Below are 13,078 nucleotides of genomic sequence, written 5' to 3' on the forward strand. Positions count from 1 at the left end.
GAACATCCCCGCGGGCGCGGGGAGCAGGGTCCGTCCGCCTGGAAGGCGGTGGCCGCGGAGGGAACATCCCCGCGGGCGCGGGGAGCAGCCTGACCGAGGAGGGAGCCCCCCGACCGGCCGGGGAACATCCCCGCGGGCGCGGGGAGCAGGCCAGCAGGAAGCCCAGCGCGGCCACCGCGTCGGGAGCATCCCCGCGGGCGCGGGGAGCAGACTGCTTGACCTGGGCGTTTACCTCCGAGGCGGCGGGTTCCAAAGCACTTTCACTGGAACCGGCAATTCACCTAAATCCATCACAGTGCCCTTCATGTTCTTCCGAAGCGCCGCCGTTTAGCCGCCTTGCTCCATCCGGGACGGGGCGTGGCGGGTTGGGGCGCCTGCGGGGACGGGGGGTTCGTGTCAGGGCGGTGGATGAGGGTGACGCCGTCGTGGTCGACGGGGTGCCATGCGTGGTCGTGGGTGCGGAAGGTGAAACCCTGTTCGTTGTTGGTGGTGTGGGCGAGCAGGGCGCGTCCTTGGCCGGCGTATTGCTGGACCTCGTGCCAGAGTGCGTCGCGGATGCGGGCTGACGGGTTGCCCACGAACACGCCTGCGGAGATTTCCAGGAGCCAGCGGGTGAGGAAGCCACGGAGTCCTGCGGGGCAGTTGGTGAGGACGATGACGGTCACCAGGCCACCTGTTCGTAGTCGCTGGTGTCGTCGTGGTTGAAGCCGGAGGGGACTTCGCGGCCGCTGTCGCTTTGGAGGGTGACCACGTCCCGGTCGCCGCCGGGGTCGGTCGGGCTGGTTTCTGCTGGCAGCAGCAGGTGTTTGATGTCGTCGACGCAGCGCTCCAGCAGGGACGTTTCGTTGATGCGGTCCCGCAGAGCGCGGCGGGTGCGGGGGCCGACGTCCTCCTCGTCCTGCGCGGCGACGTCGAAGGCGAGTGGGATGCCGATCTCGGTCTTGTAGAGGTCGGCGATGTCGAGGACGAACGACAGTTCGTGTCCGGAGTGGACGAAGCCGAGGGCTGGGCTGCAGCCCAGCGAAGTGACGACGGCGTGGGCGATGCCGTACAGGCACTGGGCTGCTGCGGTGATGCCCTGGTTGACAGCGTCGGCGGCAGTGAAATCACCGGGGGCGTACTGGCGGCCGCGCCAGCGGATGCCGGTGCGGGCGGCCTGGGCGCGGTAGCAGTCTTTGACGCGGCGTCCTTCCCGGCCGAGGAGTTCGTGGCGGGTCAGGCCGGCGGGGTCTTCGTCGGGGAAGCGCAGCCGGTACATCGCGCGGGCTACGGCGAGGCGGCTGCGCGTGTTGGCCCACTGCTGGGCTTGGGCTTCCATGAGTGCTGAGGAGCGGGTGAGGGCGCGGCCGGCGGCGTAGTAGCGCACGCCTCGTTCTCCGACCCAGCAGACGGCCGCGCCGGTTTCTCCCAGCACGCTCATCGCCTGGTGGGTGATGCGGGTGCCGGGGCCGAGGAGGAGGGTGCCGATGGTCGCCGAGGGGATGTGGGTGGTGCCTTCTGCGTCCTGGGCGGTGATGGCGTTGGCGTCCCGGTGGACGGTGCACCGTTCCAGGTAGATGAAGGAGATGCGCTCGCCGGTGCGGGTGAGTTGTCGCGGTGTCAGTGCGGCGTGCTGGGAGATTGTGGTCATGGTGTCTGCCGGGCGGGTGGGGTGAGGGGTGCCAGGGTGATCAGACCGCAGCCGTAGGCCTTGGCCCGGCCGATGCCCTGGGTGAGGGTGCGGCGCAGGGCCGCGGGGTCGGTGACTTCGAGCCGGCCGTCGAAGGTGACGGCGACGAGGGTGACGGGTTTGCTCTTCCTGCCCTCGTCTGTGCGCCGTTTGTCGAAGGAGCGATTGTTGTGGTCGCGGATGGACAGCTCGTAGCGGTCGCCGTGGTGTTCGTGTTTGCCCTGGTAGGTCGTGCCGCTGGGCAGGAGACGTTTGTCGTCGGCCTTCTCCAGGATGCGGAAGCCGCTGCGCTTCTGGCGCTCGATCAGCCATGCCGTCTGGTGGACGGGGGTGAGGTGGGCGGTGATCTTGCGGGGCTCGTTGGGGGTGCGGCGGATGGTGTGGACCGGGTTGGCGGTCAGCCGGAAGGCCCAGCGGTCGCCTGTGGAGAGCTTGTCGAGGAACGGGGTGTAGGGCCTGGTCTGCCAGCCGGGGGTGTGGGGGTCGGCTGCGGCTGCCGCCGGCCAGCCGGCCTGCTCGACGAGGTGGGTGAGGTCCGGGCGGTCGGGGCTGACGATGTACAGCAGCACCTCGGCGCGGGCCTGGTGGTCCAGGCGCCACAGCACCCGTGGCGCGTCCGGTGTGGGGACGTCCGTGGGCAGCAGGCCGGGGAACGAGGACATGACGGCTGCGTGCAGGGCCTGCGGCGAGGACAGCAGTCGGCGGGCGCCGGGACGGGCGGTGTTCAGGCGGAAGCGGGAGAGGAACATCAGCTGCTCTCATCCTCCAGAGCATCGAACGGGTCATGCCGCGGGGCGCCGGCCGCGACGGCGCCGGGCACCGGCACTTTGGTGGTGACGACGGTGCGCAGGGCGTGGCGGCGGTGTGCGGCGGCGAAGCTGAGCGGCTGGTCGCGCAGCGTGTCGGCACCGCCCTGCTGGTCGGCTGCCGCCTCCCAGAGCACCGTCAGTCCTTCCTCCGGACGGAAGCGGTGCTGCTTGCGGTACCAGGCGGACGCCTGCCACGGCACCTCTCGGAGTACACGTTCCAGGCAGGCGTCCTCGTACAGGCCCAGTTCGAGCGGTGCGGCAGGCGGGCAGGAGCGGCGGCCGAGGAACGGCAGGTAGACCGGGGATTTCAGCGCGGCATGCAGATCGGTGAGCAGGGTGTGCTCGCCTTCGAGGGCGGCGACGAAGACGGCGTCGGCGAGGTAGAAGCGTTCCGACAGCGGCATGGATTTGCCGGTGACGGCGTGGTGCGCGGTGTGGAAGTCCCGGATGCGGGTGCCGGGTTGGTCGATCCGGACGCCGAACCGCAGGGCCGCCAGGGGCGCGAGTGCCGTGTCGTCACCACGTTCGATGCCTGCCGCGGCCGCGAGTAGGCCGATGACTCCGCTCTTGGTGGGGGCGGACTCGGTGGTACGGCGGGTGAAGCGGGAGGAGGCCCCCCAGGACTGCAGAGGGCCGGCCAGCCGCAGGGCGAGCACGCCGCTCATGCGGGCTTGCCCAGGTGTCCGGCGACAGCTTGGCCCACGGCGGTGACAAGATCGCCCAGGGTGTCGGACTCGGTGCCGAGGCCGGCGAGTTTGAGGGTGTTGGGGCCGACGCGCAGGACCCAGCTGAGGGTGGAGTCCTGGTCGCCGTAGGCGCGTTCGATGTCCGGGACGTAAGCGGCAAGGCGATCGGACGCCTCCCGGACGTGGCCGCCCTGGTCGCCACGGACGGGTTCTTCGAAGGCGGCGACGAAGCTGATCGGGCGCGTGGTGCGCAGCTTGACCACGACCGCGTCGGGCAGGGTGTGGTGCCCGAAGGTGTTGATCTTGCCCGTCGGCAGTGAGGCGACGAAGCTGTGCACGAACGCCTCGACCGCACGGCGTACCGGCTCGGTCCTCGGCTCGTCCTCGCGCAGGCCCTGGCCGAGGTTGGCGGCGAGCTGGTGGACGCCGAGGGCGGCGTAGCGGTAGAGGGTGGCGGAGTTGAAGTCGACGGTGCCGATCATCCCGGCTCCGGTCTCCTCCTCGGTGTTCTCGTCGTCGACGGCCGTGTAGTAGTCGGACTCGTTCTCCACCCGGTGCACGCTGATGGCATGGGCGACCTGGACGGCGCCGTCGACGTTGAAGTCGGCGGCGTCGGCGACCATCCGGCCAAAGAGGGCGATGTCGACGGAGTGGCGGCTGTCCGCGATCTCCTTGGCCTTCTCCTTGTTCGTCTTCTCCTTGAGGAAGGCCGTGATGTCGGCGGCGCCGTCGACGGCGAGGCGGGCGAGGCCGTCGAGCTGGCGGGCGCTGAGGAAGACCAGGTACTTCGCCTCCGGCGCCGGGGTGTCCCCAGACTCCTTGGCGGCGTCGGCCTTCCGCTTGGGCACCTCGGTCTTCAGCCCAGTCGCCTTGACCGTCTCGTCGGCGAGGGTGAGGGCCGTGTCCGTGCCGAGGGAGGGGGCGAGCTCGGTGATGCGCCTGGCGAGCAGCTCCACGACCTTCTTGGTCCGCACGCCGAGTTCGCTCGGATCGAGCAGGCGCTCGTCGTCGAAGTACGTGCGGGTGGCCCGCTTCCACGCCTGACTGGAGACGCGGGCACGCGGGACACCGCCGTACACGGCCGTCTTCGGCGCGCCCGTGTCGTCACGGTTGAGGTTGCTGGGCGGGACGGTCTGCAGGGCGTGCACGTCCAGGAAGATGCGGTTCACGAGGCGTCCTTGTCGCTGTCGTCGAGGCCGGCGGCGGTGTCGTCGAGGCTCTGGCCGGTGGTTTGTGCGGCCGGTTCCTGCCAGGAGTGGAAGGAGCGGCCCCACTCGCGGCGGACGGTGTCGGCGCCACCGGGCCACTGCCAGGTGTAGAGCTGTCCAGCGAGCAGGCCGTAGTCGAGGGGGATGTCCGCGCGGCGCAGCAGGACGATCAAGTCGCGCAGCCGCTGGGACAGGCTGGTCAGGTCGGGGGCGGTGCCGGCTCGCACCAGGCGCTTGCGGACGGGCTCGTCGACGCCGTCCGGCGGCATGAGACGCCGCACAGCCGCACCCAGTCCGGCCGGCCGTTTGTACGTGTGGGGGCGGTGCATGGGCGCGCCGCGGGACTGCTGGTGCAGCGCCCAGAGCGTGAGGGCCGCGTGCAGGGCGTCCTCCGCACGTACGAGTTCCTCCTCGCCGAGCGGCCGCACGCCTTCCAGGCGGGCTTGCAGGGGGGAAGTGTCGACCAGCTCCCACAGGTCGGGCAGATCGGCGGCATCGCGGCCTGCGCCACGGCGCAGACGGGCCAGCACTGCGACATCCTTCGGCCTGTCCCTGAGGTAGCCGTCCTGCCACGGCTTGATCTGCGCGGCGGCGAGTTCGGCGATCCGTGAGCGAGCGGTCGGCGGGGCTGTGATGGTGGTCATGCGGGTACCTTCGGGTCGGTCGCGGACGGGTCGGACTCATGACGGCCGGGCGGACCTGACAGAGGTGTGCCTGCGTCGTCTCGCTCACCGAACTCCGATGGGCGGCCCAGAGCCTTGGCCAGCCGGCCGCGGAACCACTTGTCGGCCAGACCCGCATTGAGCCACAGAGCGCCCTTCTTGTCAGTGACGGTCCTGCCCTGCCAGGCGGCATCCCCCGCCTGTGCGATGAGTCGGTCGCCGAGACCGTCGACGATTCCGTGTACGTCGCGCTGCCATCGACGGCGGCCCTCGAACGGGTCACCGGCGTCCGCCAGGGCGGCGATCCAGGTGCGGTAGGGGTTCTCCAGTGCGGTGAACCCGAGTTCACGTGCTGCCGATCGTGCCCCCTCACCCTCGGTTCCGGCCGCACGGGCCAGATCGGTGGCCAGATCGCCCAGCGCCCGCACCGCAAGGTCAGCGTCCTCGGCAGCTCCGATCGCCTGCCGGGCACACGTACGGTCCTGGCGGTGAAGCAGCACAACTGGCATGGCGAGTTGGTCGTCGACCACCTCATCGATCACGGACTGTTGCGTCCCGTACTTGGCGCCGACGATCCGGGCCCGGATCAGGAAGCCCCGCGGCAGTTCCCCCTCGGTGACCAGGCGGGCGATCCACTCCAGGAGCCTGGGCCGCAGGTAGGCGGCTGCCTCCGCGCCCTGCACCGTATCCGTATCCGACCGGTCCGCGACGAGGGAGGCGATGCCCCGCCACGCCGAGCGGGCCGGATCGTGCTCGCGAGGCAGGTAGACCGGCGACTGACGCAGCTTCTTCTCCTGCGCCAGGCTGCGCCGCCACGCGGTCATCGGCTCACGACGGTGCATGTTCCGGGACGCGAGCGGGTCTCCGTAGCCGAGAACGACGCCCGTGACCGCGTCCTCGTCGTGGTGGAGGCGCAGTCGGCGCGACTGCCATGTGTACAGATCGCGCAGCCCAGTCGGCGTACGTTCGGATCCGCCAGGAGGGCACGGTTCACGCCGCCAGGCCGGCCGGTCGTCCGCCGCGAACTCCAGGGCGTCGGTGTCGGCGGCCACCAGGTTCAGCAGCAGCGTCTCGCGCAGGGTGTCGCCTTCCGCGAAGACGCCGCCCAGGCCGCCGGCCCATCCCGTTCCCAGCGGATACACCTTGCCGCCCTTGACCCGGTCATCGCCCACCGCACCGGACTTGATCCCGGACGTGTCGTAGGCGTGGGCGTGGACGACCCAGCGGGCCGCCTCGGCGAAGGTGAGCCGTTCGACGGTGGGCATCCGGGCGGTGAAGAAGGGCTCCCCGTTGGGCACGTCGGCCACGATCCGGTTGAGAGAGGAGACCTCATCCTTCGCCGTCCGCAGCCCAGCGGTCTGGAAGAACGGGGCGGCCGGGTGGAAGAGGTCGAAGCGCTCGCGGTGCGTGTCCAGATAGGCACCGACCGGCGCGAAGCACCGCGGGTCGGCCCACAGTTCACCCCAGGACTCGACATCGCGGGGGCCGTCGAGGGCGTCGTGGGCGATGGCCAGCAGCAGGCGCAGCAACGCGAACTCCTGGGTGGGCAGGTCTCCCGCGAGGCGCCGCACCTCGGCCGCCTGAGCGAAGACCTGACGCAGCGACAGCTCCTCCTGCAAGCCGTCACATTTCAGGACCCCGATCCACGGCTCGGTGGTCAGGTCGAATAACGGGACATGGGCCGTGCTATCACCAGCCGGTTCCGTCACGGGTCACCTCCAAGCCGTCGGAAGGGCTGTAGTGGAGCGCATAGCCTGCCAGCAGGGTCTGACAATCCTCATCGAGCGCGAGTATCAGCTGGTCAGCCAGCCACGGGCTGTTCTTGCCCTGCCATGCGGGCACGTACAGCTGCTCCAGTTCCGCGATGGCCTTGTCGAGGGTCTCGGCGTAGGAGAACTGGATGGGCAGCCGCAGCCCGCAACTCGCCGCCGCCCTAGCAGCGAACGACGTGGGCACCTGATCCTGCGGCAGCTCAAGTCCCCCGCGCCGACGGCCCCGCTTGTCTGCTTCCAGCCACGGGAGAGTGGCGAGAGTGCCATCGGCACGCCGCTGCATGACGACGACTTCCAGGCTCTCCCGGCTGTCGCGGACCTGGGCCCGCCCAGTGCGGGTGTCGTCGGCATCGCCCACCCCGGCCGCTACCCAGCCGAACAACGCCCTGCCGGGACGGCCGACTTCACCGAGGCGGAACACAGCCGCCCGCTCGGCCTGGTCGGCCCGGTGCCGCTCAAACCGCGCCCTAGCTTCCTCCAGCGCCGGCGCCCAATGCTCCGGCCCGACCGGAGCCTCGGCGTACGCGCCCTGGACGAGCGGGCTGATGTCAGCGGGCAGCCGCACGGGGCGCTGCGGCTCGCCGTCGAGATGGGGCAGCAGCACCGCGGCCGACCGCAGCAGCGCATACGCGCCGTATACCGCGACCGATCCGCGCACCGGGACTGGCACGTCCGCCTCCCAGTCGGCGCCGGTCAGCAGGCACCGTGGCGCACGCAGCCGCGCGGGCCGCTCGCTCTGGCCCTCCCCGCGCTGGTGACGGTGTAGTCGGCCCATCCGCTGCAGCAGCAGGTCCACCGGGCACAGGTCGCTGACGAGGAGATCGAAGTCCACGTCCAGGGACTGCTCGGCTACCTGGCTGGCCACCACGATGTGCCGGCCCGAAGGCCGCCCCGTCGCCTTGTCCGGCGGACCGAACCGCCTCAGCAGGTCACGGTCCTTGGCCGCCCGGTCGACGTCCACGAAACACGACTGCGCCACGCTGACGTTCCCGTCGCCGAACCTCTCCCTCAGCACACGGGCCGTCTCCAGCACTCGCTTGACCGTATTGCGGACGACCAGGACACACCCGCCGCCGGCCAGCTCCGTCTCCAGCCGGTCGGCCAGAACATCCAGACCGTCCGCAAGGCGCTCGACCCGGACATCCGTGCACCGGGCCGAAGCAGCCGGCTGGCGCACCACGGGCCTACCGCCCGGCGCGACAACGGTGAGCAGCGGATACTCCCCGTCTGCCGGAGCGCTGTCGGCCTGCGTGCCGGCCACCCCGGAATACGCCTCGACCAGCTGACGCCGACGCGCAGCAGGCAGGGTCGCAGAAAGAACGACCACGGGAACCCGGTAGGCGCCCAGCCAGGCCAGCACCCGGTCCAGGTAGACGCTCATGTATGTGTCGTAGGCGTGCGCCTCGTCGATCACAACAACCTTGCCCGCCACCGCCAGATGACGCAGCGCCAGATGTCGGCTCTTAAGCCCGGCGAACAGCAGCTGGTCGACGGTACCGGCCACGAACGACGCCAGCATCGCCCTCTTACGGCCCCGCAGCCAGGTGTGAGCCACCAGCTCGGCGCCCGCGGACCGCGTCGCCTCACCCAGCCGCCCGGACACAGGCGCGGCGGCATCCACATCGACCGCCGTCACCTGCCCGCCACGGGCCAGCAACCCGGCGAAGTCCTCATTCAGAGCCGCCTTCGAATGCACAAGGTGCACAGAGTGACGGCGACTGTCGTCGTCCGGCAGCCGCTTCAGCCACTCCAGCAGCCGCGGGAACATCGCATTGCCCGTCGCCATCGTCGGCAGCGCGAAGAACACACCGCCCGCACCCGAACGCGCCGCGAAGACCTCGGCCACAGCGAGCGCCGCCTCCGTCTTCCCCTCCCCCATCGGAGCCTCGACGACCATCAGCCCGGGCGCCTCCATCTCCCGGGCCAACGCCAGCGCCGCCTCCTGAACCGGCCGGACCCTCGCCCCCTGCGGAAGCCCGAACCGGGACACGAACAGCTCCTGCGCATCCCCGGCAGGCTCTGCCGCCCGCCACGGCGCCGGGAGATCCAACCCCCGCCACGCCGCCGCCAGCCGCTCCTCACTGCCACGCGACGCGGCATCCGGGAAGTACGGGAAGAGGTCCGGATTACTGGCAATCCAGTCGGAGACGATGACCAGCGCGGTCAGCAACACCTGCACGGGCTGCGGCAGTCTCACCTCCCGCCACGCCTGGAGCCGATCCCCCACGCCGAAGCACCCCGCGCACGCGTCGAGCAGCTCCGTCTGCACCTGCCGCCACACCCCACTGCTACGGCCAGGAGTACGCAGCAACTCCTCATGGTCGTACAGGGCCTTGATCTGACCGTTCTCCGGCGGCACCCCATGATGCCCACCCACCGCCACAGTGAACTGCCCAGTCTGCCTGGCCGCCCACCCGTGACGCTCCTCCAACCACTCCCCCAGCAACACCTGACCAGCCAGCCCGTGCGGTGCCAGTCGCCGATCCGGCCCCATCGCCTGACGGGACCGCATCTCCAGACCCTTCTCCCGCATGACATCGGCGAGTTGATCGACCTGACAGGCGAACGCCGGCGTCGCCTTACCAATGTCATGCACACCCGCAAGCCACACAACAAGCCTGCGCCCGTCCCCCTCCCCACCGGGCAACGCCTCAGCAATCAACCGCCTCACACCGAACGGCAGCCACTCGTCCCACAGAAGACCGGCAACGGCAGCGCTGTCCTCCATGTGCCGCCACAAGGGCAACCATCCGTCAGCATCACGGTCATGCTTCGCCCATACCGACCGCGCCGGCACCTGAAGCCGCGACAACAGTCCGCAACCGAAAACACCCCCACTGGTCATGCAAGATACCTACACGCAAACCAACACCCAGCAGGCCAAATTGAGGAATCGGACTCGATCTGCAGCCGATGGAGCTATCCAGCCCCCGCCAGGCGCTATAAGCACCCACCCCGGAAAGAGATAAGCGCGAAATGCACCCTTTGTCGAGATCGGCGAAAGTATGTGAAACCGCGCCGCCCTAACCCTAGACCAGCAGGTCAGACAGTCTGCTCCCCGCACCCGCGGGGATGTTCCCGGTCCGGAGCCTGCGCCTGCGCCGCCGGAGGGCTGCTCCCCGCACCCGCGGGGATGTTCCCGATTCAGTGACTCATTCAGTGAATCCTCAATGCTGCTCCCCGCACCCGCGGGGATGTTCCCCTGGGGCCAGCCCGTCCACTGCCAACGCTGCACTGCTCCCCGCACCCGCGGGGATGTTCCCCTCCGGCAGAACAGCAGGCCGGTCATCTTCAACTGCTCCCCGCACCCGCGGGGATGTTCCCGGCGGCATCGTCGGCGTCTGGAACAAGGTCGCCTGCTCCCCGCACCCGCGGGGATGTTCCCGCCCTCAGCGACCTCGTCAACGAGGGCAGGCTCTGCTCCCCGCACCCGCGGGGATGTTCCCGACGGCCCCGTTGACGATGAACGGTCCCGGCCCTGCTCCCCGCACCCGCGGGGATGTTCCCGCTGACCGCCTCCTGGCGATCGGCCTGGATGTCTGCTCCCCGCACCCGCGGGGATGTTCCCTGCCTCCGCTGCGGCAGGACGCTGAAGTCGGCCTGCTCCCCGCACCCGCGGGGATGTTCCCGACACGTTCACGGTGACCGTGTCGGACAGCTTCTGCTCCCCGCACCCGCGGGGATGTTCCCCGTCGATGTTCGGGAACGGGGCCGCCACGGTCCTGCTCCCCGCACCCGCGGGGATGTTCCCAACTCGACTTCGTCACCGTGGACGACCCGGCCCTGCTCCCCGCACCCGCGGGGATGTTCCCTCCAGGAAGAGATCGGCCGTGAATTCACGATCCTGCTCCCCGCACCCGCGGGGATGTTCCCTCCACCAGCTCGGTGCGCGGCTTGGGCGTGGTCTGCTCCCCGCACCCGCGGGGATGTTCCCGAGTCGCCAAACCCGGAAGCCACGCCGGGTCTCTGCTCCCCGCACCCGCGGGGATGTTCCCCGGCCGCTGCACACGGAGCACTGGCCGGTGACCTGCTCCCCGCACCCGCGGGGATGTTCCACAGGGGTACGGCGGGGCCGGCTCCTGTCCGACCCTGCTCCCCGCACCCGCGGGGATGTTCCAGGATGCTCGATGTCCTGCAAACCTTGAATCCCTGCTCCCCGCACCCGCGGGGATGTTCCCCCGCGCACCGTCTGCATCTGCGGCCACACCAACTGCTCCCCGCACCCGCGGGGATGTTCCCTGGCATGACGGAAGCGACTGTTCGGACGCGCCCTGCTCCCCGCACCCGCGGGGATGTTCCCGACCGGGGTGAGAGCCGGGACCACCGTGGGGACTGCTCCCCGCACCCGCGGGGATGTTCCCTCGCCATAGTGCGAGAGCGCGGCGCCGTAGCGCTGCTCCCCGCACCCGCGGGGATGTTCCCTGGCCGATTTCCCGCGAGATCCGCGTGAGGAACCTGCTCCCCGCACCCGCGGGGATGTTCCCCTCGCGATGTTCTTCGGGAAACAGGCCCTGCGCTGCTCCCCGCACCCGCGGGGATGTTCCCCTCGGTCATGTCGATCTGCTCTCTCAGGTCGGCTGCTCCCCGCACCCGCGGGGATGTTCCCCACCCCGCAGCAGGACCAGACCGACCAGCTGACTGCTCCCCGCACCCGCGGGGATGTTCCCGCTGGGACGGCATGCCGCCCCTCGGGTTCGTCCTGCTCCCCGCACCCGCGGGGATGTTCCCCGGTAGCCCTTGCGTGTTCCGAGGACCGAGAACTGCTCCCCGCACCCGCGGGGATGTTCCCAGAAGACGCCGGAGCAGCCGCCGGCCGCACCGCTGCTCCCCGCACCCGCGGGGATGTTCCCTTCATGACCTCGTTGGCGGCCGGCGCGCTGTTCTGCTCCCCGCACCCGCGGGGATGTTCCCGCCCTTGTGGCGAGCGCGGATCGCGTCCCACGCTGCTCCCCGCACCCGCGGGGATGTTCCCGCCGTGATGCACGCCCACGGGAGCGCCGTCACCTGCTCCCCGCACCCGCGGGGATGTTCCCACCGAGAGCATCATGGGCCGTTACCTGTCGCCCTGCTCCCCGCACCCGCGGAGATGTTCCCACCAAGGGCGGCGCCAAGGTCGCCGAGCTGGCCCGCTTGTCAACGGCCATTGAGATGCCCAGGTGGGCGGGGTCAGAACCCGAGGTCTTGGTCTGCTCCCCGCACCCGCCGGGATAGTCCCGAACTGCTTGACGCCCGGGACCCGGAATACCTGTACGTCGCTTTCGATTGCTCCTGCCGTAATGATCGTGGGAGGGGGACACAGGTGACCGACCTGAAGCTGTTCCGGCTGGATGTCGATGGCCGGGACATCGAGCTGCGGGGCTCGACGGTGGCGCTGGAGGTGGAGCTGCAGCGGCGGGTCGAGGCCGGCCTGGAGCAGATGCTCAGCATCCGGTTCCTGGCGTCGGAGTACCCGACCGGTCCGTGGCACCGGGGCCGGATCGACACCCTGGGGCTGGACGAGAACGGCAGCCCGGTGGTGATCGAATACAAAAAGGGCTCCGACAGCGGCGTGCTGTCGCAGGCCGTCTCCTACCTGTCCTGGCTGGAGTCGGCACACCATGAAATCGAGGCGCTCGCCAGGAAAGTGTTGGGACCGGAGGCCGCCGAGTCCATCGACTGGCGTCGGCCGCGGATGGTCTGCATCGCTGCCAGCTTCTCCCATCACGATCGCGTGGCCGTACAACGACTGCCCCAGCGAATCGACTTGGTGCGCTATCGCGTTTTCGAGGGCGACCTGCTGAGCCTGCTGCTCGTGGACTCCTCGCCCGGTTCGCCGAGCACCGTTTCGTCTCGGCGGAACCAGGAACGCGACGCAGCGGCCGACAGCATGCCAGCGACCTCGGTGGTTCCCTCGTCGACGAGGCCCAGCCTTGTCCCAGATTGCCTACGGGACTTGTACGCGGAGCTGGACGACGCTCTCACAGCGTGGGGTGAGGTCGAGGTGGCGCCCCTTCGGCACTACATCGCCTACCGGCGGCTGGTGAACGTGGCGTCGGTGATCTTCCGCCCGAAGCACGAGGCGATCCTGATCTACCTCAGACTCGACCCGGACACCGTCACGCTGGAGGACGGCTTCACCCGGGACATGCGCGGCATCGGCCATCTCGGGACTGGCGCCCTGGAGGTACGCCTCGCTTCGGCGGCTGACCTGGAGAAAGCGGCACCGCTGATCCGGCGGGCGTTCGAGGCTGCCTGACGCAAGCGAAAGGGCGGCTGGCGCATCGGTTACTCGA

General features: G+C 70.0%; 9 protein-coding genes and 2 CRISPR repeat arrays. Of the genes, 1 reads left to right on the forward strand and 8 read right to left on the reverse strand.

Going from position 1 to position 13,078, the window contains the following annotated elements:
• A CRISPR array of direct repeats spans positions 1-210; the repeat unit is 27 nt; unit sequence GAACATCCCCGCGGGCGCGGGGAGCAG.
• Between the two features lie 92 nt (positions 211-302).
• From cas2e to cas3, 8 genes are read right to left on the reverse strand one after another with little or no spacing between them, the layout of a single operon-like run.
• Positions 303-665: a type I-E CRISPR-associated endoribonuclease Cas2e gene (gene cas2e, locus ACFWXC_RS52520; RefSeq protein ID WP_384491378.1), complete on the reverse strand. Its 363-nt coding sequence runs from the start codon at positions 663-665 to the stop codon at positions 303-305.
• The gene (gene cas1e / locus ACFWXC_RS52525; protein ID WP_384491380.1) at positions 662-1,630 is read right to left on the reverse strand and encodes a type I-E CRISPR-associated endonuclease Cas1e; all 969 of its coding nucleotides are present in this window, start codon (positions 1,628-1,630) and stop codon (positions 662-664) included. The genes cas2e and cas1e overlap by 4 nt, the downstream gene beginning before the upstream one ends.
• Entirely contained in the window at positions 1,627-2,418 is a 792-nt protein-coding gene (gene cas6e / locus ACFWXC_RS52530; protein WP_384491382.1) for a type I-E CRISPR-associated protein Cas6/Cse3/CasE, read from the reverse strand. Before cas6e ends, cas1e begins: the two co-directional genes overlap by 4 nt.
• Positions 2,418-3,143 carry a type I-E CRISPR-associated protein Cas5/CasD gene (gene cas5e / locus ACFWXC_RS52535; RefSeq protein ID WP_384491384.1) on the reverse strand — a complete coding sequence of 242 codons (726 nt, stop codon included), beginning with the start codon at positions 3,141-3,143 and terminating at the stop codon, positions 2,418-2,420. The genes cas6e and cas5e overlap by 1 nt, the downstream gene beginning before the upstream one ends.
• Positions 3,140-4,333: a type I-E CRISPR-associated protein Cas7/Cse4/CasC gene (gene cas7e, locus ACFWXC_RS52540; RefSeq protein WP_384491386.1), complete on the reverse strand. Its 1,194-nt coding sequence runs from the start codon at positions 4,331-4,333 to the stop codon at positions 3,140-3,142. Before cas7e ends, cas5e begins: the two co-directional genes overlap by 4 nt.
• On the reverse strand, positions 4,330-5,016 hold the full coding sequence (gene casB, locus ACFWXC_RS52545; RefSeq protein ID WP_384491388.1) for a type I-E CRISPR-associated protein Cse2/CasB: 687 nt from the start codon (positions 5,014-5,016) through the stop codon (positions 4,330-4,332). The genes cas7e and casB overlap by 4 nt, the downstream gene beginning before the upstream one ends.
• On the reverse strand, positions 5,013-6,743 hold the full coding sequence (casA, locus tag ACFWXC_RS52550; RefSeq protein WP_384491390.1) for a type I-E CRISPR-associated protein Cse1/CasA: 1,731 nt from the start codon (positions 6,741-6,743) through the stop codon (positions 5,013-5,015). Before casA ends, casB begins: the two co-directional genes overlap by 4 nt.
• On the reverse strand, positions 6,724-9,651 hold the full coding sequence (gene cas3, locus ACFWXC_RS52555; protein WP_384491392.1) for a CRISPR-associated helicase Cas3': 2,928 nt from the start codon (positions 9,649-9,651) through the stop codon (positions 6,724-6,726). Before cas3 ends, casA begins: the two co-directional genes overlap by 20 nt.
• A gap of 206 nt (positions 9,652-9,857) precedes the next feature.
• Positions 9,858-11,900: a CRISPR direct-repeat array (repeat unit 29 nt; unit sequence CTGCTCCCCGCACCCGCGGGGATGTTCCC).
• A gap of 205 nt (positions 11,901-12,105) precedes the next feature.
• Between cas3 and ACFWXC_RS52560 the strand changes: the two genes are divergently transcribed.
• Positions 12,106-13,041 (forward strand): DUF5655 domain-containing protein, encoded by a 936-nt coding sequence (locus tag ACFWXC_RS52560; RefSeq protein ID WP_384491394.1) that lies wholly within the window; start codon positions 12,106-12,108, stop codon positions 13,039-13,041.
• Positions 13,042-13,078 lie beyond the last annotated feature (37 nt).

This window comes from Streptomyces sp. NPDC058683 (genome assembly GCF_042716195.1).
Lineage (GTDB): Bacteria > Actinomycetota > Actinomycetes > Streptomycetales > Streptomycetaceae > Streptomyces.

What these genes read in the sequence shown, in the direction of transcription:
- cas5e (WP_384491384.1), bottom strand. Translation starts at nt 3,143, where the DNA reads ATGAGCGGCGTGCTCGCCCTGCGGCTGGCCGGCCCTCTGCAGTCCTGG.
- cas1e (WP_384491380.1), bottom strand. Translation starts at nt 1,630, where the DNA reads ATGACCACAATCTCCCAGCACGCCGCACTGACACCGCGACAACTCACC.
- cas3 (WP_384491392.1), bottom strand. Translation starts at nt 9,651, where the DNA reads ATGACCAGTGGGGGTGTTTTCGGTTGCGGACTGTTGTCGCGGCTTCAG.
- casB (WP_384491388.1), bottom strand. Translation starts at nt 5,016, where the DNA reads ATGACCACCATCACAGCCCCGCCGACCGCTCGCTCACGGATCGCCGAA.
- cas6e (WP_384491382.1), bottom strand. Translation starts at nt 2,418, where the DNA reads ATGTTCCTCTCCCGCTTCCGCCTGAACACCGCCCGTCCCGGCGCCCGC.